The organism is Collimonas sp. OK412, assembly GCF_900112135.1.
Classification (GTDB): Bacteria; Pseudomonadota; Gammaproteobacteria; order Burkholderiales; family Burkholderiaceae_D; genus Collimonas; species Collimonas rhizosphaerae.
The window spans coordinates 32996-54326 of sequence record NZ_FOLC01000028.1 but is presented as its reverse complement, the minus strand read 5'-3'; the positions used below and the strand labels follow the sequence as shown (position 1 = coordinate 54326).

Here is a 21331-nt window from a genome sequence, read left to right as displayed (position 1 = left end):
ATCGTTGTACGCGGTTACGAAATGAGTCGTCCGGATTGCGAGCCACCAAGGGTTGGAGCCGCTACGCGGGAGCCATAGATCTGCCCATCATTTGGACGCAAGACGGTACCGAGATGCTTCTGGGGCAGCTGCGCTGCCAGGGTGGAGCAATGCAACAACGCATCCACTTGATCCATATGGGTGACTGGTGCGATTCACGCAACCACACTACGAAGCAAAGGGCACGAATTCAGCGACCGGACGTCACAGCGATGGCACGATTGAATCGACCTATCGCAGAACATCGCGAGTATTAAATTCGTACCCTTTACAAGGGGCGGCTAATGGGTGACCCCATTTAACTGCTTTTGACTTTGATGTTGCAGTTCTCTTTCAGGAACTTCATGGCCCGCGTGTACTTGAGATCATCATCGTCGATCAGGTACTGCTCCGCCTCCGGCAGGAATTCCTCCTCCCACAAAGACAACAGGTTGTCCTTGATCTCAAACGGCGCCGAATCCCTGATAAAGGCCAAAACCGCCCCGCTATCGAATCCATCCTTGCGCACCTTCCGGACCATGGCCCGCGCCTCCGCCTCAGACACCGTGGTCTTCGGTTTCGCACCAACAGCAATACACATGAAAACCGTCAGCCGCGAATACGGATCTTCCTTGCCCTTGGTAACCTTGTGCCACTCCTTCGACACCAGCGCATCAAACCCCTCCACATCCCCCAGCCCGCCCTCCCGCACGAAATAGCGCAACTCGACAAGGTTCAGCAAGGAATCGAGCCCCACCGCAAGATCAGCCAGCCCATCCTGCTTCTCGATATCGCGCCGGACCTTGTCCGCAACGCCGCGATATTCCAGCGGCACGTCGTCCAGCAGCTTTTTCGAAATCTTCAATTTCCCGGCGCCGCTACTGCCGCGCACCGCCGCGACCAGCCTCGCAAAACCAAGCCGGTCGGGAAACTCCTCGCCGCCGCCGAGACGCACCAGCAAGGCCGTGCGAATCACCGTTTCCGCCCCCGCAAATTCAAGCTCCGAATGCTCCAGGCCCAGGTCCTCGGCAAACCACAGCGCCGCGGCAATCACCGCCGCGCATTCTTCGCGCGCCTTGCATTCTTTCCGGTAGGCGTTGAGGGAAAACGGCTTGGCCAGCGTGCGCTCGTCCTGGAACTCCTTGAGTCCCTGGCCCTTGGTATCGCCGAAAACGGTAGAGTCAGGCAAGGCATGCAGAGCCTTGAGCATCTCGTTGCCGCCGCGCGAATGCGACAGGAAAGTATTGTCGCGCAAGGACTGCGCCGCTTTTTGCAGGTCGCCGCTGAACGTGTGTTCCAGGTAAAGGCTGATCAGGTTGACGATGCGCTGCCGCGCATTCTCAAGATCGGTGTGCAGGTGGCTGGTGCCGAAGAATGCGGCGACCTGCACCGTGCCCTTGGCGGCGTCGGCGATCATCGCGCGGCATTTTTCCTGGTCCAGGATGCGGTTCTTGAGGCCAAAACCAAGCGTCTTTTCAAAGAAAGGACGCTTGTCGACGACTTCTATATTCCGGTGCTTGTCGGACATGGGATGCGTGGGTTCCTGCAACAGTGAAAACGGTGCGTGCTTAGAGCGCCGACTCTTCGCCCGGATCGGCAACGGCGGCCGGCTGGGTTGCAGCCGCCGGACGATCCTGCGATTCGAGGTTTTTCTGTTCCTGCAGCTCCAGCTCTGCTTCGCGCCGCAGGCGTTCCTTCATGCGTTTTTTCAGCACCGGCCAGATCTGCTCGAACATGTCGGGGTGCTCATGCTTGAGCAGCCAGGTCAGCTCTTTCCAGTCGCGGTCGCTGACTTCCGACTTGTCGACTTCGTCGCCCTCTTCGGTCCGGTTGACGTTGAACGTGTCATAGGTGACGAAGTGCACAACTTCTTCATCGCGGTCCGACAGGTAATCGATCAGCGCTTCGCAGCCGCCGTCGACATCGCCGATCGCTTCCAGGAATTCACCGGTCTGGCTATCGTCGCGGAACAGCACCGCGTTCACCATGCCGCGCAAGCGCACATGGCTATGGTCGCCATACAGCCGCTCCATGACCACGGCGCGCGCAAACTGCTCCGGCGTCACCAGCAGGTTGACCACCGATTCTTTCGACGTGTCGTATTCGCGGATAACCGCCAGCAGGTCTTTCGGCGGCAGCGTATCGAGCGCCGCCACCAGCGCGTAATCGCCCTCGGTTTCAGCCAGGCTGACCAGGGCGAATTCGGCGCCGGCGATATCGCCGTTGCGGATCAGGTTTGCAGCTTTTACTACTAGCGCGTTTGTCATGGAGTCACTATGTCAAAAAATATCCAGGTCTGAGATTGCTTAGCCCAGGCGTTCGAAGCCTTGCTCCGCGAGCCAGTCGGCGCCTTCGATTTCCAGGTCGCGGCCGTCGTCCTCGTCGTCGCCCTCGACTTCATCCACCGCATCATCCGAATCGGCCTGGCTATATGTGCCCTGGTAGCTGCCGTTGCTTTTCTCATGCAGGTATTCAAGGCAAATGGTGGTGATCAGGAAACGCTCGCCGCCCGGCTCCTGCAAGGCGACCTCAGCCAGTTTTTGCGCCCACGGCTCGAACTGCACGGCGTCGGCGACTTCTGTCCAGGATGGGAAGTCGTCCGGTTCTTCGCCCAGCAGCATGGTGAGCGCCTGCGGATTGGTAAAGTCGACGCCGCCGTGGAAAGCCACCGCCACCATTTCAGGATCGGTTTCTATCATCGGCATCATCAGGGCAAACTGCGCGCGCTTGCTTTTCAGGCGCGAAGCCAGGATGTCGTTGCCTTCGGAATCGCTTTGCAAATCCTCCAGCTCAGCCTGGTAAGCCTTGGTCAAATCTTCAAAAAAAGCGGAAAGCATCATTGCAGAACCTTGTTCATATAGGTAGTCCAGATTTGCTGGGCGGTCTCAAGCGGGTTTTCCAGCAGGCTGCGGCGCCGGTTTTCGTCGTATTCCTGGCGTTTCACCGCATCCGACAGCAGGTCGTAAGCTTCCTGGATATCGCGGAACCGCGCGGGCGCGTCGGGCGCGGCATTGCGGTCGGGATGGAATTCCGCGGCCTTCTTGCGGTAAGCGGTTTTCAGGGCGCCGGCCGTTGCATCGCTGTCTATGCCGAGAACGGCGTAATAATCCTTCATGCGTCCTCACACGTTGGCGTTGCCGGCCACTGGCGACCGTCGTCTTGTTGCTGATGGATTGCTTGCGGGGTCAGCATTTGTTGCAGAATGAAAACAAATGCCTAGGAAGAGACTGCGGAGGATACACGAGCGACGGCCGGAAGTCGATGGTATGAATGCCACAAATTGCAAAAAAAACAAACTTATCTAACAAGAAATTCAGCCAGATAGATGGCCGCTCTGCTTTATCAACGATTCAACAGCATCTCCGCCAATCTATCTAACTCCATCTTTCGTTGCTCCCAATCAGGCAAAATTCTTAGCAGAAGACGGTAATACTGGGGGCTATGGTTATGTTCTTTGAGATGACACAACTCATGGAAAATCACGTAATCGATGCAATGCCGCGGCGCTTTCACCAATTGCGGATTCAATATCAATTCGCCTTTGGGAGAACAGCTTCCCCATTGGGTACGCATGGTACGCAGACGAAATATCGGCAAGGCCGGATGTAACTGTTTGAGCCAGCGCAGGCCGCTGGCACATTCAAGCAGGCGTCGGCCGAACACCTCTTCAGCGCGCTGTCGGTACCACGCGTCCAGCAGCATGCGTACCTGTTTGGCGGCCCTAAGATGCGTGACGATTTCCAACCTGCCGCCCAATAACTTGACGCTTTGCGGCGCTGCCTGATCGAGCAGCACCTTTAACTGATAGCGCTTGCCCAAATAAAAATGGGTTTCCCCGCTGACGTATTCACGTGGCAAAACGTACTTGATACGGTCGCGATGTTCCCGCAAGCGTTGCCAAATCCATCGCGCGCGCCGACGCACCGCCACGATCACTTCGCTGACTGTCGCCTCCTGCGGCGCATCGACTTGCACCGCGCCGTTTGGATCGACATGGATGGCGATCCGTCTGGCGGGTCGAGGCATAAAAACAATGTCGAAACTGATCCGCTCTTCACCATAGTCGATGAAACGCTTCATGATCAGAAATTCCCGCGTGCCAGCCCGATACGTGTAATCTGGATGACCTGCTCCAGCACGGCATTGGTCTTTTCCAGCCCCATCACGGCGAACAATGTCGGCAGCAACGCCTTGCGGATGGCTGTTTCAACGTTCTGCGGATTCAAGGAATGCTCGGCGACTGCCGTCCGTACCGCGCGGTCGATCTGCATGGCCAGCTCAACATACTGGGTAACGGCGGATCTCGTCGTGTCGTCGACTGACAAAAAATCATTGTTCTCCAAGATCAATTTGAAAATCCCGAAATAAGCGCGTGCATGATGATTCTCGCCAAAAGCATCAGGCACGCCGTCAATCTCGTGCTTCTCGATCAGATCCTCAAATTTCTTGAGCAAAGCGTATTGTTTCAAGGGATGCGCAAACAACGCTTCGGCCTCGGCAATCGCCTGCTTCAACAAATCGCCAAATACTTTTTGTGCATACGGGTCGTCGGCCAGATCCTGCTCGATAGTCTTACGCAGGCGGGTACGAATGATATCAGTTTCGTTGCGCGTTTTTTCCTCACTCCAGCGCTCTGGATCGTCGCCTAGCTTGTGCACCAGATACACGCCCTTGGGCTCCCTGACCTCGCTGCCGATGACCTGCTTGTCGACCAGGCGCCTGATTTGCTCTTCGTAAATACTATAGTCGACAGTCTCCAATGCATCGCGCCGCGCCGATTGCCGCAGCTCGGTAAAGAAGCGCAAATCGCGCTTGTAGATGTCGACATCTTTTTCTGAAAAACTATGGTCCTCGAAGAAAGTGCGTGATGACAATGCTGTCTGCAGGCACAAACCGAAGGCCGTCAAGGCTTCGTAGAAATCCTCGCGCAACTTCTGTCGTGTGTCGTAACTTTCACCTTGCTCATCCTCAATATACTTCGGCATCAGCACTTGACGGAACTGCTCCATATCACCTCGATTGCTTACATCCTCGAATGTGTCCCACAGAGCCTGATGCAGCGACGGTAAGCGCTTGTACTCGGTACTGAATTGACTGTACAAGCCTTCAATGTCCGCCAACGCATAACCGCCTTGGGTCTGCGTCTCCAGCACCTGATAGGCGCGGATCGCCGTGTCCAGTTCCTTCAAGATGCCGCGATAGTCGACCAGCACGCCATAGCGTTTTGCTTCATGCAAACGATTTACTCGTGCAATCGCTTGAATCAAACTATGTTCCTTCAAGGGTTTGTCGATGTACAGCACGGTATTGGCAGGTTCGTCGAAACCAGTCAATAAGCGATCCACCACAATCAGCAGATCGGGGTCGCCCTCTGTCGAAAAATTTTCCAGCACGCGGCGCTCGTAAGCTTCCTGATCGTGGCCGACGTTTTCCTTCCACCATTGCTGCACTTCCGGCAACGTGCTTTCATCGACCGCCGTATTACCCTCACGGGTATCCGGCGCAGAGATGATCACCGCGCTACTCACCAGACCGGTCAGGTCCAGCGCTTTCTTGTAACGGATCGCATCCTGCTTGCTGGCCGTGGCGACTTGCCCCTTCAATCCCGGAAACAGCTTTTTGATGTTTTCGCTGAAATGCACTGCGATATCCCAGGCGATCAAGTCGATTCGATTGGCCGCACCGTAGATTGCGCCCTTGGTGGCGAACTTGCGCTTCAAATCGGCCTTCTGGCTATCCGACAAACCCAGCGTGATCTTGTCGAACCAGCGATTGACTGCCGCCTGATTGACATCCAGCTCCGGCACGCGCTCCTCATACAGCAGGGGCGCCACGGTTTCATCGTCCACCGCGCGTTGCATGGTATAGGCATGAACGATAGGGCCGAATTTGTTGGCAGTCTTCTCATCTTTCAGCAACGGCGTGCCGGTAAAGGCAACGTAGGCGGCATGCGGCAGGGCGCGGCGCATCCGTTCATGCGTTTCACCGCCGTGGCTGCGGTGGCCCTCATCGACCAGCACAATCAGATTGGGTGAAGGATTAAAGCACTCAGGCAGCTTGGATGCCGTATTAAATTTGTGGATTAGCGTAAAGATAATCCGCTCGGTACCGGAACCGATGCGCCGGGCCAAATCGCGCCCCGAGCTGACCTTGGATTTCTCACCTTCCTTCTTGGTGGCAATCATCGAACCAAAGGCGCCGCTGGTCATGAAATTCTTGGCCAGCTGCTCCTCCAGATCCAGGCGATCAGTCACGACAATCACGCGGCAATCCTTGAGACTGTCGTACAGAATCAAAGCCTTGGTCAAAAATACCATGGTGAACGACTTGCCGGAGCCGGTGGTATGCCAGATCACGCCGCCCTCGCGCCCGCCATCCGGGCGTCGCAAATTGATCCGCTCCAGCAGCGCGCGAATGCCGAAAAATTGCTGATGGCGCGCCACCAACTTGCCGAACTTGCGGTCGAATAATACAAAGTAACGCACCAGCTCCAGCAGCCGCGCCGGCGTCAGCAGACTGATTAACAGCCGGTCCTGTTCGGTCGGCAGCATCGGGTCGGACCACAAGCGCTTGAAATAGGTCTGCAGCTCGGCCGACTTGTCAGCCAACAGCGCTGACTGCACAGGAGCGCTCAACGCCGTGTTCTTCAGTTTGCTGAAATGCGCCTCGTCAAACTCCTCATCCTTCCAGTGCGCCCAGAACTTGGCTGCGGTATGCACCGTGCCATAACGGCCGTCGGTTTGGCTGACTGCCAGCAGCAACTGCGCATAGGCAAACAGCAGCGGCACTTCGTCCACCCGTTGATTACGCAATTGTTGGCTGATGCCCTCTGCAATCATGGATGCATTCAAGTTGCCGGAATCAGGTCGCTTGGCCTCAATTACCACCAAAGGGATGCCGTTGACATAGCCGATAATATCCGGCCGGCGCGTATGCGTACCCTGCGCCGACAAGACCTCGACCTCATCGGCCGCCTCGAAGCGATTCGCCTGCGGATCGCGCCAATCGATGATGGCAATCGTAGGTTGGTGTTTTTTTCCGTCGGCCATGAATTCGGTGACGGTGATCCCCAAAGCCAGCTTGTGATACAGGCGTTCGTTCGCCGCCGGCAAGCCGTCCTGCAAACTGGCCACGGACAGCTCGCGCACAATCTGGTCGATCGCATTCGACGACAGTGGGTGCAACTCGCCTTTGTAGTCAAAGCGCCGGCTTTGCAGTACCTCGATCAAGGTCGATTTCAGCAATACATCGCGGTTATTACCACGTTTGGCCAGACTGGCGGCTGGCGATAGATAGGTCCAACCCAGCGCGCACAGCAGGTGCAAGGCTGGGATGTGCGCGCTGAATTGTTCTTTGGTTTCGGGAACGGCATTCATAAGACAACAGCTTCCGCTTCGACGGTAGCGGGAAAGCTTGCACGACGTTTACCTGTGAGGAGTTGTTGCATCAGAGCTCGCCTCTGTACCTTCAGAGCGTCCAATGCCTCTTTTCTAAGTTTTATTTCAAGTGATGCTGCCTCTAGAACTGTGGCGATGGATGTCTGCTCATCTAGTGGCGGTAACGGTACACGGACATTCATGAAGTCAACCGGCTTGATATTAAGAAGACCGTTGTTTCTGACCCCTGTGTTTACGAGCGCTCCAAGCTGATCATGCAAATAATCCGCTTCAAACAGAAATTTGAAGAACGCAGGATTGCAGCTCGCATTCAACTTGAAGCAAACGTAGACATGCGGCACCAAACCCTCGTGATATGTTTCAAGAGGAAATACGCAACCAAATTCGTACAGCTTGGAATTCCCTTTGTTGTACGCAAATTCGCCCTGTTTTAGCAACACATAGCCATCAAGACTTTTGCCAGCCATGAAGCGGCTGTATTTTTCGTCCTGCCGCACGAATCCACTACCAGAAGAAATCATCAGAATGGGATGCTCAGTGCCACCACTTTGACGTTGAATGCGTTCTGCAATTTGTTCGATTTTTACGTGCTTCCAGTTTGATTCTGGCCCAACATGTGATTTTTCGCCAAAAAGAAGCTTTTGCATTAACGCCCGTTTCTGCTTGCGATTGTTAGCTAAGAGCTTTCCTGTGGTAACGATGGCATCGTCCCATGCTGCCAAAATTGATGTGATTCTTTGCTGCTCTTTTAAAGAAGGAAACCAAATTGGTATTCCTTGCAAATCTTCTCGATTAATTTTTGGCATACCTGTACGCATAGAACATGCTACAGCTCGCTTCTCAAAGTAAGGGCTAAGCATGAATAGCATCAGATATTCAGCTGTCAACGTTCCTTCATGTGACCAAATTGGATATGCATCCGCACTACAAACACCTTTAAACTTGGGATAACATACTTTGTTTAGATGGGGTCGTATTTTCGAATAGACAATAGCGTTCTCATCAAACTCATATTTCCCAGAGATCAATCCCAACTCTTTACATCGTTTCGGTTCGATTATTCGTCCTGTACCAGATTCGATATTTTCTGGGCCAACGTGAGTCATGTCCGAGTACGGAGCTTGCGTAGGATCGACTTGGCCTGAGCCAACAGTGGTTACCTGTCCAAAAGTAGATAGATGCCAGCCCTTTGGAATCATTTTTTTTCCTGTTTCATCAAGAGATGCTCGATCCCTTGTAATTCGTTTAAATCCTCGCGATCTGCCTGCATAGCCTCGGCCTTTCGCCGCTTGGCATCAAACTCTTCATAACATTCGCGGGCAATTGTCTCCATGCGCGCATGGCTGACCTTGCCGCTGCCCTTGAGCAGGGGGCGCTCATTGAAATCGAGAAAGCTGTCCACGTATTTGCGCCAGTCCGCCATGGCGAGGTTTTGGCGGCGCTGGGCGCGGTCTTCGGCGTAGTCCAGGAACATGGTGGCAATACGGTTGAGTTCGCCGATTTCTTCGGTGTTGAGGTAGTTCTTGGCGACGATGACGTCGGTCTTGCGTATTCGATTGCCTTTCCAGGTTTGCAATGCCATGTTGGGCTGGTTCGGATCGGCGCGCTGGACGACGATCTCGGCGGCGGTGCATTCGGTGACGGCGAACAGCATCTTGTTCTGCACTTCGGCGAAGAAGAGGCCGGCGGCTTCGGGGTTGTCGCGGTAATCGACCGAGAGCGCGAACAGATCGCGGGTTTTCTGATAAAAGCGCTTTTCCGAGGCACGAATGTCGCGGATGCGTTGCAGCAGTTCGTCGAAGTAATCCCAGCCGCCCGGCTCCTTGAGCCGGGCATCGTCGATGACAAAGCCCTTGACCAGATATTCCTTGAGGTGAGTGCTTGCCCACTGCCGGAACTGGATACCACGCGGTGAGCGCACACGATAACCTACGGCAAGAATGAGGTCGAGACTATAGAGTTGTAGCGCGCGTTTAACCTGTCGACCACCCTCGAATTGAACTGTCAAGTATTCCTTGACAGTTGCCGATGACGACAACTCCCCTTCCGCCAGGATGTTTTTAATATGCAAACTAATGTTCTGCTTGGTGCTCTGGAACAGCTCGGCGAGCTCCAGCTGGGTCAGCCAAACCGTGCCGTCCTCGGCTTGCAGAAAAAACCGGGCCGCGCCGTCGTCAGTGGTGTAGAGCACCAACTCGCCACGACGTTGATCTTCCGTCTCACTCATAGCCCAGTTCCTTGAGATAACCTGCCATTTTTTTCTCCAGCACGGCCAGTTCCGCTTTGAGCTTTTCTCGTTCGGCGCGCACGGCTTTCATGTCGATTTCAGCTTCTTCCTCAAAGGTGTCGACATAGCGCGGGATGTTCAGGTTGTAGTCGTTGGCAGCGATTTCAGCCTGGCTAGCGAGATAGGCGTATTTGTCGACATTCTTGCGCTTGCGGGCGGTAGCCAGGATGTGCTGCAGGTCCTGATCGCGCAAGACGTTCTGGTTCTTGCTATCCAAAAAATCGCGGCTGGCGTCGATAAACAGAACCTTGTCGTCTTTCTTCTTCTTGCGGAACACCAGTACAGCGGCGGGAATGCCCGTGCCGTAGAACAGTTTCTCCGGCAGGCCGATGACGATATCGAGCAGGTTTTCATCGATCAGCTGCTTGCGGATGACGCCTTCCGCCGCGCCGCGGAACAGCACGCCGTGCGGTACCACCACCGCCATCCGGCCGCTGCCGGGCTTCATGGTTTCGACCATGTGCAAGACGAAGGCGTAATCACCCTTGGTCTTGGGCGGCAGGCCGCGGCCGAAGCGCTTGAATTTATCGTTCTGCGCGCCTTCATGGCCCCATTTCTCCAGCGAGAATGGCGGATTGGCGACGACGATGTCGAAATGCTTGAGGTGCCCATCGCCATCGAGCAGCTTGGGATTGCGAATGGTATCCCCCCATTCGATGCGATGGTTGTCCTCGCCATGCAAGAACATATTCATTTTAGCCAGGGCCCAGGTGCTGCCGATGGCTTCCTGTCCGTACAACGCGTACTTACGCGAACCGTTGCGTTGGCGGATCAGTTGGCCGCATTTCATCAGCAACGAGCCGGAGCCGCAGGTTGGGTCGCAGATTTCGTCGCCTTCCTGTGGATCGACCAGCAGCGCCATCAGTTGCGAAACTTCAGGCGGGGTGTAGAACTCGCCGGCCTTTTTACCGCTGGTAGAGGCGAAGTTCTTGATCAGGAATTCGTAGGCATTGCCGATTACATCCAATGTGCCTATGCGGCTCGGCCGCAAATTGAGTTCCGGCTTGGCAAAGTCTTCCAGCAGGTGACGCAGAATGTCGTTCTTTTGGGCCTCGTCTCCCAATTTGGTGGAATTGAAGTTAATGTCCTGGAACACATCGCGCAGTTTCTGGATGTTGGTTTCTTCGATGGCATGCAAAGCCTTGTCGATGCGCTCGCCATTGCCAGGTTCATGCCGTTTCGCATGCAAGGCATAGAAATTGGCTGCCGGCGGCAGCACAAAGCGCTCGTTCTTGAGCAATTCTTCTATCAGTTCGGGATGGTCGCCGTGTTTTTTCTTGTAGCTGTCGTAATGGTCTTGCCAGACGTCGGAGATGTATTTCAAGAACAGCATCGTCAGCACATAGTCTTTATAGATGCTGGCGTCGACGGTACCGCGAAAAGTGTCGCAAGCTTCCCAGACTGCGCGGTTGATGACGTCTTGCTCGATGAAGGTTTGGTTGGCAATGCTGCTCATTGGCTTTATCTCGTTCATTTCATGGGTATTAGTGTGTACTTGCAAAGGTTCGGGGCCTTTGTTACTATTTGTTTGGGCTTAGCCTACGAGGTCGAGGAGTAACCGGCCGCATATTTAAACCGAGAACCGAGAGGAACTCGGTTTTTGTGTTTTCAGGCAGTCCGTTTTGCAACATTTTCAAAGCAGCTATATTTGATCCCTCGCTCGGCCAATTCTTCTTCCGCAAGACAACAGTCGATTAATTTTCCCGCTTCTTTCAATGCCATATAAGCCTTATTTGTCGGTTGATAGCCGCCAATACACATGGGCCACAGGTACAGGTCCGCAATCTGCATAAGTAACGACTCTTTGGTTTTGGTCTTGAAGTCATACAGCAGCATATTGAATTGCTCTGCCAGAACAGGTTTGTATTTAGATGATTGCTCGGAATCAAACCACAGCCCATTTTTCTTAATCTCTTGGTAATAGCTCTTGATTAATGTATCGGTCTTTTTTGAAGTCCTCTCTACATAAATTTTCAACCTGCGGTCATTGACGATCGCTTGTTTTACAGCCCGTTCAATCGCCACGGCAAAAGCGGTTTTGCACAGCAACCATCTATCTTTCCCATATTGTGCTTTGTATCGATCGTTATAGCCTTGGCGATCAATCACGCACGCCACCCCTACTACCGGCAGTGACAGCAACAGCGCGGATAACTCGGAGATGAACAGTTCTGCGCGAGAACCTGCCACAGCTAGCCATGCAAAGCCCTCCTGCCTGCGCCGAATCTCATGGGAATGAAATGGGCGGCCATCAAGCTCGGGCCAGCGCGCACGGAAATCCATGATAAGTGTTTCGGCAGATTCTTTGTCTTCCTCATTGATCATAATGCCGCCCAATGCAAACCAGTCACGATTGCGGCTGCCTGGCGCGTCGTGATCCGGATGCCTGGTTCCGGAATCATCCATATAAAAAAGTGTCGTTAATTTTTTCGCTGGTTTCATCTGCATACCTAGTCTTTTTTTAAGTTGTTACTGCTATTTGTCCGCTCGATTAATTTAATGAATAGCTTCCTAAATTATTGCCGGGTCAGTAGCTGCATTGACAGTGCTTCTATCTGCTGCTGACGATTGTGCATCAGACTTTCTAAGTGTTGACGCTCTTGGCGCACACACTGATCCAATTGGATCAGTGTGTGTTGTTGCGTCATGGCCGGCACCGCAATCGGCAAGCCTTCCAGCACTGCGCGCCGAATGCTGAGCTGATCGGTACCTTCGGCGTTCTTGTCGAAGTAACGCTGGGCTGGCGCCTGATTGATCTGCCAAGCAAGAAACGCCGGCAGCAATTGCTTGCTGTCACGCACGCGGATCAAAAAGAAATATTGCGAACAAACTGCCGGGACCGGAACCTCGTCCAGGCAAACCGCGAAATTGCGGCTGCCTTTGGCGACGAAAAGTATATCGCCAGACCGCAGCCAATCTGGTTGTTTGCGACCTTGCGGCTGAGTACGTAGCGCGGTGCCCCAGTTAACACCGGAGGCCACACTGATATCACGCATCTGCACCGCCAGCGCAGGACCGTCAGCAGCCTCCGGCACGCTACCTCGAAAGGGATGCCCGGCCCGAACCTCAGCAAACATAAGTAATTGACCTAACATTTATGCACCAATCATGTTGATGCTGTGATTTTACTTGCGATAAGCCAATTTTACAACTAGGATGTTGATAATTAAATGCACCAACTTTATTGGTGCATTTAATTTAAATATTATACCGTCTACCAAATGGTTGCATTGATGAACCAAAATATGACTCAGTCTTCTTGTTGGCCCTACGATTTGATGCCACTTTCGCATTATTTTTCTCTTAAAGGCAAAGTCGCCGTGGTCACCGGTGCAGCACACGACATTGCAGCCCATACTGCTCGTCTGCTGGCTGCGGCTGGCGCCCAAGTTGCCGTGCTGGATGTGTTGGAACAGGATGGCCAAACACTTGCACAAAGCATGGACCGTAGCGGAACCCGCATTCGTTTCTGGCCGCTGGATGTCAGTGACGAGGTAGCCGTGCAACGAGTATTTTGTGAAGTAGAGGCATATTTCGGCCGTATCGACATTCTGGTCAATTGCGCTGGTGTAGATTGCATTGATCTGTCTGCGCAAGCGCCAACCCGGAATAAATGGGAAACGTTGATAGAAGTTGATAGCTACGGCGCGCTGCTTTGCACTGTACAGGTGATTGGCGCAATGGAGCGCGCAGGTGGTGGCGCTATCGTCAATCTGTCATCGATGAGCTGCGTATGTAATATGAACGAAGCCGCGGGTTTCAATGCGTCGATTATCAGAAAAATGACGAAGGCCGATGCTGTACATTACGGTGCACGCAACATTCGAGTCAATTCAGTTCAGCCGGGTTTTATTCGTGCGCCGGCACTGACGACCACTGTGAGTCAGTCCAACAGTCCGGAATTATTGTTGAATGACCTGGCGTCGTACAATCCGATGCGGCGAATCGGTGCCACCGGAGATGTTGCGGCTGGAATCTTGTACTTGGTTTCAGATGCTAGCCGGTTTATCACTGGGATTGAATTGGTAATTGACGGGGATTATATTTGCCGCAATGTCGAATAAATCTCATTCGATATTGTTTTAATACTGTCGATAAACTGCTTGTTGTGCCACAAATCCATTGAATGCTGTCAGCAAGGATTGATATTTACTCTCATCCTGCTCCAGCTGCATCAAGGCATGGCAAGTCGCCTCCAGCGTGGACAGCTGCCCCGGGCCGTGGGCCTTGCGGATCAGGTAGCGCGATGCCGGCGGATTGTGCAGCGACAGCCGCGGCAGCTGCTGCAGCAAGGGATTCAGGTAAAGCATCTTGCGGCTTTTGCGCCAGGTGCCATCCAGCACCACCAGGCGCAATTGCGCCGGCGCATTCAGCAGGGCCTGGTCCAGCGCGGGCGGTGTCGCCAAGCCCAATCCCTTGTCATCGGGACTTTCCGGGTACAGCAAGATGGAATGGCGGGCAGCCGACGCATCAAGCAGCGCCCGCAATGCCTGCTCCTCAAATATCTCGCCGACCACCAACCGGCTGCCGGTCAAGCTCAGCTGCAGCAGGCGGGCGCTGTTTTTGGCGTTCGCGACCTCCAGCGGGTGCTGCAGGATCAATACTTCAACCGCGGGTTCAAGCGGCGTGATCCAGCCGCAGATGCAGCTGCGCTGCGGGCGCAGGCACCTGGAACATGCAAGGCGCTTGATGTGGTCCGGCGGCGTCATGCGAGGAGGGGATCTGCAACAGCCATGATTTTACCTGCTGCCATTTCCGCTACGGCGCCTTCTTGCGGCGCCGCTCGGGCGGCGGCGATTCCTCCGCTGCCGCAACAGCCGGCATCTGCAGGGCGCAGACCTCGTCATGCAGCCAGCTGCGCAAAGCCTGCAGCGGCGTCCAGTCGCACAATGCGGGCGGATAGACCAGGAAGTAAGAAGCGAAGTCGGCGTCCGGCGCCAGCCGTTGTTCCGACAGCTGTACCAGCAAGCCGTCGCGCAAGGCGTCGGCCACCATGAATTCGCGTCCCAGCGCAATCCCCAAGCCTTGTTCAGCGGCCTGCAGCATCAGGCCGGCGTCGTTGAAACTGGCCACCGGATTGGTCCTCACTGTCAGCCCGCTTTCGCTGAACCAGAGATCCCACTGGTCGGCATCGCCCAGCAGCGCCTCATGCACCAAGGCGGCAGCGCCGCCTCCTTGCAGGCGGCGCGCAGTGGCCGGCGAAGCCACCACCACCAGCGGACTGTCGAACAGGCGTTCATCGCTCAACCCCGGCCAGCCGCCGCGCCCCTGGCGCAGCGCCGCGTGAAAACCGTCGCGCTGCAGATCCATCACCTGCTGCGAAGAGTGCAGCTCCAGCGCGATATCGGGATGGCGCTCGCGCCAGCGCTGCATGCGCGGCAGCAGCCAGCGTTGCAGGAAAGACGGCATCACCGTCAGCCGCAGCCGCTGCGCGACACCGGTGGCGGTGGCGGCGGCAGCCAGCACGCCGACATCGAGCTGCGCCAGCGCCGATTCGACGCTGCACAGCAGCGCCTGGCCCGCCGGGTTCAGCACGATGCGGCGGCCGCGCCGCTCGAACAGCGCGAAACCGAGCTGCTGCTCGAGCACGCCGATCTGCTGGCTGACGGCGCTGTGGGTCAGGTGCATTTCGACCGCGGTGGCACGCAGGTTCTGCAGGCGGGCGGCGGTGCGGAAGACGGGCAGGGTATGCAATGGGAGTCGGCTCATGATGGTAAGCATAGCTGACCAAGATGGTTAGAACAAGTCGTTTCCCTAAGTGACTGTGGTTCGATATTCTGACCAGTATTGAAAGCGCTGCGAATATTCCTTACAACCAACTTGTGAGCTTGCCATGAACTGCGTATCGACACCGGACCAAATCGCGACAACATTGCCACGCCCGCAAGGCTTGCTGGGTGGACTGTTCCAGGCCGTTAAAAACACTGGCGGCTGGTGGCAGCAACGCCTGGTCCCGCCACAGCCTGCCGCAGCGCCGCCAGCCGAGGAGAAGGCAAGATATGTGCTGAATATCCGCGACCTGAGCGACCACCTGCTGCGCGACATCGGTTATATCGACTCCGTGCAGCCGCGCGAGCAGGTGCGCCGGGATACGATTTATTGATTGCCACCCGGGCTAGCCGGCAAACCCGCGCGCTCCTTGCATGCCTCCGGTATGCACAGCGAGCACTCGCTCACCAGGACGAAAAGCCTGCGCCTGTTGCAAGCGCCTGAGAGCGTGAAACAGCTTGCCCGTATAAACCGGTTCTATCGGCACCGCGAATTCCCGGGAAAAATCGCGGCAGAACTGGCGCAGCTCGGGCGGCGCCTTGCCGTAGCCGCCGTGATGGGCGTCGGTGATCAATTCGTAATTCCGGTAGGCAGGGTAACCCGCCTGCAGCAGCAAGCGGGTTATCTCCTGATGCAGGTAACCGGCATTCTTCAAGACCGCGACGCCGATCACCCGGCCCCGGCCCTGCAATCCGGCCAGGATGCCGGCCAACGTGGCGCCGGTGCCGCAAGCGACCATGACCACATCGGGACTGAAAGGGAGCTCGGTTGCCAGCTCATCCACCAGCTCGGCGACGCCGCGCAAGGCCGCCGGCGCGCTGCCGCCTTCGGGCAGCCAGACATGGCTATCGCCGGCGGCAGCTATATGCCGGCGCCAGGCTTGCGGGTCCTCGCGCAACTGCCGGTAATCCTCGCGCGATACAAACTGGATGCGCATGCCCAGGCGCCGGCAATCGTCCAGCGTGGCGCTGTCCAGCCCCGCCGCACCGCGCACCAGGCCGATGGCCGGCCAGCCGCCCAAGGCCGCGGCATGGGCCAGCGCATGCAAATGATTGGACCACGGGCCGCCCATGGTGACCAGCGTTGCCGGCTTCCCTTGCAATGCCGATAGCTGGTATTTGAGCTTGCGGAATTTACTCCCCGAGACCTCGCCATGCAGCAGATCGTCGCGCTTCACCCAGATCTCGCGTCCGAGGAAAGCCGTGCTTTCCAGCAGCTGGCAGGGCGAAGGCAGGCCGGGCAGCTGCACGTCAGAGCGACATCGGGATCGGTTCCACGCTGCGCGCCACGTCAGCGATGATCTCGTAGGAGTGCAGCCGCGCCTTGTGTTCGAAGATGTCCGAGACAATCATCAACTCGTCGGCGCCGGTGCGCAGCAGGAATCTTTCCAGCCCTTCGCGCACGGTTTCCGGCGAACCGATGATGGAACACGCCAGCATGTGCGAAGCCTGCGCCTTTTCCAGCGGCGACCAGTAGGTTTCGATATCGTCGATAGGCGGCTTGCTCAGGCCGCGCACGCCGCGATGCATGTCGGTGAAGGACATCTGCTGGGTAGTCGCCAGGCGGCGCGCTTCGGCGTCGGTGTCGGCGGCGATGATGTTGACGCCGACCATGGCATGCGGCCGGGCCTGCTGTTCGGACGGCTTGAACTGGGCGCGGTACAGCTGCAGCGCCATTTCCAGCGAGTCGGGCGCGAAATGCGAGGCAAAAGCGTAGGGCAGCCCGAATTCCGCCGCCAGCCGGGAACCGAAGGTGCTCGATCCCAGGATCCACAGCGGCACCTTGCTGCCGTGGCCGGGCACGGCGACGATGCGCTGGTCCGGCTCGGCCGGCGCCAGGAAAGCCTGCAGCTCCAGCACGTCCTGCGGAAACGATTCGGCGCTGGCCGGATCGCGCCGCAGCGCCCGCGTGGTGATCTGGTCAGTGCCAGGCGCGCGCCCCAGGCCGAGGTCGATACGGCCGGGAAACAGCGCGGCGAGCGTGCCGAACTGTTCGGCAATCACCAGCGGCGCGTGGTTCGGCAGCATGACGCCGCCGGCGCCTACCCGGATGGTGCTGGTGCCGGCCGCCACATGGCCGATCGCCACCGAGGTGGCGGCGCTGGCGATGCCGCGCATATTATGATGTTCCGCCATCCAGAAACGGCGGTAGTTCCAGCCCTCGGCATGCAACGCCAGATCGCGCGCATGGTCGAGCGCGTTGCGCGCATCGCTGCCTTGGCGGATGCGGACCAGGTCCAGAATTGAAATTGGGATCACAGCGACTTCCTTGTTCGGCTTGCGGTTTTCGAGTATATCCGCAGCGCTTTAAGCCTGCTGGCCGAGCGCTGTTTTGCCGCCCGCCTCAGGATCCGGAGGCTGCCGCGATTCCCTTGGAGTAAACTTGATGGTCTAATAGCGCCATTCCCGTGCCTGGCATGATTCGGCCATGACCCGCCTTTGCCGCCAATCCGAGAGCGAAATCTCGATTCAACCTTGCGATTCAACTTTGAAAATTGACGTTTTATGAAAATTCTCTACCTGGACTACAACGGCGTCCTGCATGACGCCAAGGTAATCCGCAACCGCCAGCGCGGCCTCTACATCGCCACCCCGGACCGGGCATTCTTTGAATGGATGCCGATCCTGGAAGAATTGCTGGCGCCCTATCCGGAAGTCAAGATCGTGCTCTCCACCAGCTGGGTCAGGGCGCTCGGTTTCGACGCTACCCGGCAGGAGCTGTCGGAGAGCCTGCGCGAACGCGTGATCGGCTCCACCTTCCACCACCCCAAGCTGACGCCTGCAGAATTCGACACCATGCCGCGCGGCATGCAGGTCTGGCGCGACGTCGAACGCCGCAAGCCGACCAGCTGGCTGGCGCTGGACGACGACGCCTTCGGCTGGCCGGCCGCTTGCCGCGACCGCCTGCTGGAGACCAAAGGCAGCCTGGGCCTGAGCGATCCGGCAACGCAAGATGCACTGAAAACCATGCTGGCGGCGCTGTAAGCGCAACCGGCAAACCGTTCAGCCAGCACCGGAGAGACAGATGCGCCGCAACCTGCACCTATTGATCATCGATCCGCAAAACGATTTTTGCGACCTGCCTGCCGCTTACCTGCCCGATAACCCGGCCGGCGGCGGCAAAATGGCGGCAGCGCTGCCGGTGCCCGGCGCCCACGCCGACATGCTGCGCGTGGCGGACCTGATCAACCGCGGCGGCGGCGGCATCGACGCCATCAGCATCACGCTCGATTCGCACCACCGGCTCGATATCGCCCATCCCGGATTCTGGACCACTGCAGCCGGCAACGAAGTTACGCCGTTCACCCAGATCTCGGCAGCCGAAGTGCGCGCCGGCAGCTACCTGCCGCGGCTGCCCGCAGCATTGCCGCGGGTATTGCATTACCTGGACCGGCTGGAAGCGGCAGGGCGTTACCGGCTGATGGTGTGGCCGGTCCATTGCGAAATCGGTTCATGGGGCCACAATGTCCACGCCGATGTGCGCGCCGCCTACAACCGCTGGGAAGAACAGACCCTGCGCAGCGTCGGCAAGGTCGGCAAAGGCAGCAACCCGTGGACCGAGCACTATTCCGCGGTGCAGGCCGAGGTGCCCGACCCGGACGACGTGCTGACGCAATCGAACCAGGCATTCCTGGACAGCCTGGCCCAGGCCGACTGCATCTACATCACCGGCGAAGCGGGCAGCCATTGCGTCAAAGCCACCACCGAACACATCGCCGACCATTTCGGCCCGGAAAATATGGGGAAACTGGTGCTGGTTACCGATTGCATGAGCCCGGTGACCGGGTTCAAGGAACAATACCGGAAATTCATTGCGGATATGGCTGCACGCGGGGCGCGCATTGCAAATGCCGCGGACGTGCTGCTGGAGTTATCTCAATAGACCTGCACATGCAGCAGTTTCCCGTCTGCGTCGAGCACTTGAACTTGCAGCAGCTGGCCGTTCTTGTATTCAAAAACGTCTTTCCGAAATAATTTCCCCTCGCCGTCGCGATATTCAACCAAGGTGATGACAGCATTTTTGTGATACTCGCGGATGATCTCCAGCAGCTCGCCTTGTGCTGAATAGCGCGAGGTTTCTTCGATCTCGCCGCCATCCGTGGAGCCTTGCAGCATTTTGATGATCATTCCGCTGGCGGGATATTCTTCATGGTGGACCTTGAACAAGTCTTCCGGGATATGAGCGCCGTGATAGACGACTTGCCTGATCTGGCCTTCGATGACGATTTCAAGCCGGTCCGGCGCACCAGCGTCATCATGTAGCGCCGCCACATAAGCAGGCCTTAGGGATAGATCTCCGGGCTTGAGTTCAGTCCCGGGACTCAGTGACTGATCAGGAAAAAAACGGCGCTGCACCATGGATCTCCCGCATCAGAAATTTAAAAATGGCGCGCTGTCGAAGCCTGAACCAATCAGGATGACGGATACCTGCACCTTTAAATCCACCCCGCCGGCAACGGCTGCTGCCTTGGCCAGCTCAAAAACCCGGATGACATTGTCAGCGCTCTTGTTCAGGAATGAAAGCTGGCGAGGATCAATTTTACCTTTGGCCAGCGCCTTCGCAGTCTGCTTCTGCGCACGGGTCGAGGTTTCCGCCGCGCTCAAAATGACGCCGAGCCGCGTGTACTCCGCCTGGTCCACCATCACGCCTATGTCGATGTCGCCCGGAGCCGGATTGCGCAAGCTCGAGCCCTGCACCCGGATCGCAGTAGGGTGGATCCCCAGGGCTTCCACCAATGCTCCAATTCTTGCCTTGAAGCGGCCAAAGTTCTCTGGGCTGGCGAACGGAAATGGATACCCCCTCGGTTCGACAACATCTTTCCACGCATTGAGATGCGCCACCAGCTCATCCAGGCCCAGTCCTTTGATGCCGGCCAGGCGCGTCAGGTCTAACGCCAATTCGGGGGCTTTGACCTGGGCGATGTCGTCGAAGATCATCACCTGGTACATCTCCAGAGGAATATTTCCGGTCCGGGCCATGCTTGCAAACAACCGGATGTAACGACGCCATGGGTTGGTCGTGTATTCGGAAAGGGCGCCTTCGAGACCTGCTACCGTATATTCGTCGAGGACTTGCGCCTCCGATTTTCTCGCACCGCCATACACCTTGGCCCATTCTATCCAGTCCCGGTAGATACTCAATTCGCCTGGATCGAGCTGCGCCAGTTCATCCTCGCCCATGCGTTGTACGGCGCCGTCGCCTCGTCTCCGCGCAATCGCTCTACCGTCCAGATGCAAGGGTCCGGTAGCGGGATTTGCCGCCATGGCCCTCGCTCCCATTGCGTCGGCTTCATGCTCCAGCCCGGCGTCGTTGTTCACCTGCGCGCCGCCCTTCATCTGCATGGTTGGTTTTACGCGGCCCTGCGCCTGCTGCACCACATGCCATGCCTCATGCGCAAGATGGCGTTCCTGTCCGGGGGCGATAAATATATCTGTGCCTTGGGTAAAGGCTAACGCGTGGAGGCGCGCCGGTTGCGCCGAGTTGTAGTGGACCCGGACGTTGTCCAGCGACATGCCGGACAACGCTTCGACACCGGACTTGAGCTTGTCCGGCAGTCCGGTGCTGCCAGCTTCGGCGCCGGACCGGCTCCCGGGCCGGGCCGCCGGCGTTTCCCTGCGCTGTATCGCGCTGCTTGCGTAGCTGTAGTTTTCCATTGCACTCAGATAATTGGCATTGGACGCCATCGCAGGCGGCAAGACTGGAGCAGTCGATATCTGATGCTGGCTGTCGGCCGCCGTCTTGGGTGTTTGCATCAGCTTTGCTGGCATGATTGTTCATCCCGACCGGTATGAGGGAGGTGCAACGTTAAATTAGCACAGTTTCCAATTGGAAATACCGCCCTTTTAAGCGCCAGCCGTTA

General features: G+C 56.8%; 21 protein-coding genes. 4 read left to right on the top strand and 17 right to left on the bottom strand.

All coding sequences use genetic code 11. The features are described 5' to 3' along the window. Positions 1–337 precede the first annotated feature (337 nt). The 11 genes from BM062_RS21465 to BM062_RS21415 all read right to left on the bottom strand — a co-directional run bounded on the left by BM062_RS21465 (position 338) and on the right by BM062_RS21415 (position 12797). Entirely contained in the window at positions 338–1546 is a 1209-nt protein-coding gene (locus BM062_RS21465) for a hypothetical protein (RefSeq protein ID WP_254785203.1), read from the bottom strand. A gap of 40 nt (positions 1547–1586) precedes the next feature. Then, complete coding sequence (locus BM062_RS21460) at positions 1587–2285, bottom strand: hypothetical protein (RefSeq protein ID WP_092400651.1); 699 nt, start codon at positions 2283–2285, stop codon at positions 1587–1589. Between the two features lie 39 nt (positions 2286–2324). After that, complete coding sequence (locus BM062_RS21455) at positions 2325–2858, bottom strand: hypothetical protein (RefSeq protein ID WP_092400649.1); 534 nt, start codon at positions 2856–2858, stop codon at positions 2325–2327. Beyond that, positions 2855–3133 (bottom strand): DnaJ domain-containing protein, encoded by a 279-nt coding sequence (locus BM062_RS21450; protein WP_092400647.1) that lies wholly within the window; start codon positions 3131–3133, stop codon positions 2855–2857. Before BM062_RS21450 ends, BM062_RS21455 begins: the two co-directional genes overlap by 4 nt. 227 nt (positions 3134–3360) lie before the next feature. Beyond that, a complete protein-coding gene (locus BM062_RS21445; RefSeq protein WP_092400645.1) occupies positions 3361–4098 on the bottom strand; it encodes a M48 family metallopeptidase in 738 nt (245 codons plus the stop codon). Positions 4099–4100: 2 nt separating this feature from the next. Beyond that, entirely contained in the window at positions 4101–7343 is a 3243-nt protein-coding gene (locus tag BM062_RS21440) for a type I restriction endonuclease subunit R (protein WP_254785202.1), read from the bottom strand. Between the two features lie 47 nt (positions 7344–7390). Then, positions 7391–8614, bottom strand: coding sequence for a restriction endonuclease subunit S (locus BM062_RS21435; RefSeq protein WP_092400641.1), 1224 nt, complete (start codon positions 8612–8614; stop codon positions 7391–7393). Further along, entirely contained in the window at positions 8611–9642 is a 1032-nt protein-coding gene (locus BM062_RS21430) for a virulence RhuM family protein (protein ID WP_092400639.1), read from the bottom strand. The genes BM062_RS21435 and BM062_RS21430 overlap by 4 nt, the downstream gene beginning before the upstream one ends. Then, a complete protein-coding gene (locus BM062_RS21425; RefSeq protein WP_092400637.1) occupies positions 9635–11158 on the bottom strand; it encodes a type I restriction-modification system subunit M in 1524 nt (507 codons plus the stop codon). The genes BM062_RS21430 and BM062_RS21425 overlap by 8 nt, the downstream gene beginning before the upstream one ends. Positions 11159–11310: 152 nt before the next feature. After that, complete coding sequence (locus tag BM062_RS21420; protein WP_175501120.1) at positions 11311–12144, bottom strand: DUF3800 domain-containing protein; 834 nt, start codon at positions 12142–12144, stop codon at positions 11311–11313. Between the two features lie 74 nt (positions 12145–12218). Continuing rightward, complete coding sequence (locus BM062_RS21415; protein ID WP_092400633.1) at positions 12219–12797, bottom strand: restriction endonuclease subunit S domain-containing protein; 579 nt, start codon at positions 12795–12797, stop codon at positions 12219–12221. A gap of 150 nt (positions 12798–12947) precedes the next feature. On the opposite strand from BM062_RS21415, the gene BM062_RS21410 reads away from it, so the two are divergent. Next, positions 12948–13766: an SDR family NAD(P)-dependent oxidoreductase gene (locus tag BM062_RS21410; protein WP_175501119.1), complete on the top strand. Its 819-nt coding sequence runs from the start codon at positions 12948–12950 to the stop codon at positions 13764–13766. Positions 13767–13784: 18 nt separating this feature from the next. Here the strand turns inward: BM062_RS21410 and BM062_RS21405 are convergent, their stop codons facing one another. Continuing rightward, complete coding sequence (locus BM062_RS21405) at positions 13785–14411, bottom strand: tRNA-uridine aminocarboxypropyltransferase (protein WP_092400628.1); 627 nt, start codon at positions 14409–14411, stop codon at positions 13785–13787. A gap of 49 nt (positions 14412–14460) precedes the next feature. After that, a complete protein-coding gene (locus tag BM062_RS21400; protein ID WP_092400626.1) occupies positions 14461–15423 on the bottom strand; it encodes a LysR substrate-binding domain-containing protein in 963 nt (320 codons plus the stop codon). Between the two features lie 112 nt (positions 15424–15535). Between BM062_RS21400 and BM062_RS21395 the strand changes: the two genes are divergently transcribed. Next, a complete protein-coding gene (locus BM062_RS21395; protein WP_139220156.1) occupies positions 15536–15805 on the top strand; it encodes a hypothetical protein in 270 nt (89 codons plus the stop codon). Positions 15806–15817: 12 nt separating this feature from the next. Here the strand turns inward: BM062_RS21395 and BM062_RS21390 are convergent, their stop codons facing one another. Both BM062_RS21390 and BM062_RS21385 read right to left on the bottom strand, forming a co-directional pair. Continuing rightward, on the bottom strand, positions 15818–16720 hold the full coding sequence (locus BM062_RS21390; protein WP_175501118.1) for a 1-aminocyclopropane-1-carboxylate deaminase/D-cysteine desulfhydrase: 903 nt from the start codon (positions 16718–16720) through the stop codon (positions 15818–15820). Between the two features lies 1 nt (position 16721). Beyond that, positions 16722–17729 (bottom strand): LLM class flavin-dependent oxidoreductase, encoded by a 1008-nt coding sequence (locus BM062_RS21385; RefSeq protein ID WP_092400622.1) that lies wholly within the window; start codon positions 17727–17729, stop codon positions 16722–16724. A gap of 246 nt (positions 17730–17975) precedes the next feature. On the opposite strand from BM062_RS21385, the gene BM062_RS21380 reads away from it, so the two are divergent. Then, a complete protein-coding gene (locus tag BM062_RS21380) occupies positions 17976–18455 on the top strand; it encodes an HAD domain-containing protein (protein WP_092400620.1) in 480 nt (159 codons plus the stop codon). A 40-nt stretch (positions 18456–18495) separates the two neighbouring features. Then, positions 18496–19353, top strand: a complete 858-nt coding sequence (locus tag BM062_RS21375) for a cysteine hydrolase family protein (protein ID WP_092400618.1) — start codon at positions 18496–18498, stop codon at positions 19351–19353. On the opposite strand, the gene BM062_RS25345 is transcribed toward BM062_RS21375, so the two are convergent. Next, the gene (locus BM062_RS25345; protein WP_139220155.1) at positions 19347–19829 is read right to left on the bottom strand and encodes a hypothetical protein; all 483 of its coding nucleotides are present in this window, start codon (positions 19827–19829) and stop codon (positions 19347–19349) included. The genes BM062_RS21375 and BM062_RS25345 overlap by 7 nt on opposite strands. Before the next feature lie 12 nt (positions 19830–19841). Beyond that, positions 19842–21239 carry an eCIS core domain-containing protein gene (locus BM062_RS21365; protein WP_175501117.1) on the bottom strand — a complete coding sequence of 466 codons (1398 nt, stop codon included), beginning with the start codon at positions 21237–21239 and terminating at the stop codon, positions 19842–19844. Between the last annotated feature and the right edge of the window lie 92 nt (positions 21240–21331).

What these genes read in the sequence shown, in the direction of transcription:
- BM062_RS21465 (WP_254785203.1), bottom strand. Translation starts at nt 1,546, where the DNA reads ATGTCCGACAAGCACCGGAATATAGAAGTCGTCGACAAGCGTCCTTTC.
- BM062_RS21460 (WP_092400651.1), bottom strand. Translation starts at nt 2,285, where the DNA reads ATGACAAACGCGCTAGTAGTAAAAGCTGCAAACCTGATCCGCAACGGC.
- BM062_RS21455 (WP_092400649.1), bottom strand. Translation starts at nt 2,858, where the DNA reads ATGATGCTTTCCGCTTTTTTTGAAGATTTGACCAAGGCTTACCAGGCT.
- BM062_RS21450 (WP_092400647.1), bottom strand. Translation starts at nt 3,133, where the DNA reads ATGAAGGATTATTACGCCGTTCTCGGCATAGACAGCGATGCAACGGCC.
- BM062_RS21445 (WP_092400645.1), bottom strand. Translation starts at nt 4,098, where the DNA reads ATGAAGCGTTTCATCGACTATGGTGAAGAGCGGATCAGTTTCGACATT.
- BM062_RS21435 (WP_092400641.1), bottom strand. Translation starts at nt 8,614, where the DNA reads ATGATTCCAAAGGGCTGGCATCTATCTACTTTTGGACAGGTAACCACT.
- BM062_RS21430 (WP_092400639.1), bottom strand. Translation starts at nt 9,642, where the DNA reads ATGAGTGAGACGGAAGATCAACGTCGTGGCGAGTTGGTGCTCTACACC.
- BM062_RS21425 (WP_092400637.1), bottom strand. Translation starts at nt 11,158, where the DNA reads ATGAGCAGCATTGCCAACCAAACCTTCATCGAGCAAGACGTCATCAAC.
- BM062_RS21420 (WP_175501120.1), bottom strand. Translation starts at nt 12,144, where the DNA reads ATGAAACCAGCGAAAAAATTAACGACACTTTTTTATATGGATGATTCC.
- BM062_RS21415 (WP_092400633.1), bottom strand. Translation starts at nt 12,797, where the DNA reads ATGTTAGGTCAATTACTTATGTTTGCTGAGGTTCGGGCCGGGCATCCC.
- BM062_RS21410 (WP_175501119.1), top strand. Translation starts at nt 12,948, where the DNA reads ATGACTCAGTCTTCTTGTTGGCCCTACGATTTGATGCCACTTTCGCAT.
- BM062_RS21405 (WP_092400628.1), bottom strand. Translation starts at nt 14,411, where the DNA reads ATGACGCCGCCGGACCACATCAAGCGCCTTGCATGTTCCAGGTGCCTG.
- BM062_RS21400 (WP_092400626.1), bottom strand. Translation starts at nt 15,423, where the DNA reads ATGCTTACCATCATGAGCCGACTCCCATTGCATACCCTGCCCGTCTTC.
- BM062_RS21395 (WP_139220156.1), top strand. Translation starts at nt 15,536, where the DNA reads ATGAACTGCGTATCGACACCGGACCAAATCGCGACAACATTGCCACGC.
- BM062_RS21380 (WP_092400620.1), top strand. Translation starts at nt 17,976, where the DNA reads ATGAAAATTCTCTACCTGGACTACAACGGCGTCCTGCATGACGCCAAG.
- BM062_RS21375 (WP_092400618.1), top strand. Translation starts at nt 18,496, where the DNA reads ATGCGCCGCAACCTGCACCTATTGATCATCGATCCGCAAAACGATTTT.
- BM062_RS25345 (WP_139220155.1), bottom strand. Translation starts at nt 19,829, where the DNA reads ATGGTGCAGCGCCGTTTTTTTCCTGATCAGTCACTGAGTCCCGGGACT.
- BM062_RS21365 (WP_175501117.1), bottom strand. Translation starts at nt 21,239, where the DNA reads ATGCCAGCAAAGCTGATGCAAACACCCAAGACGGCGGCCGACAGCCAG.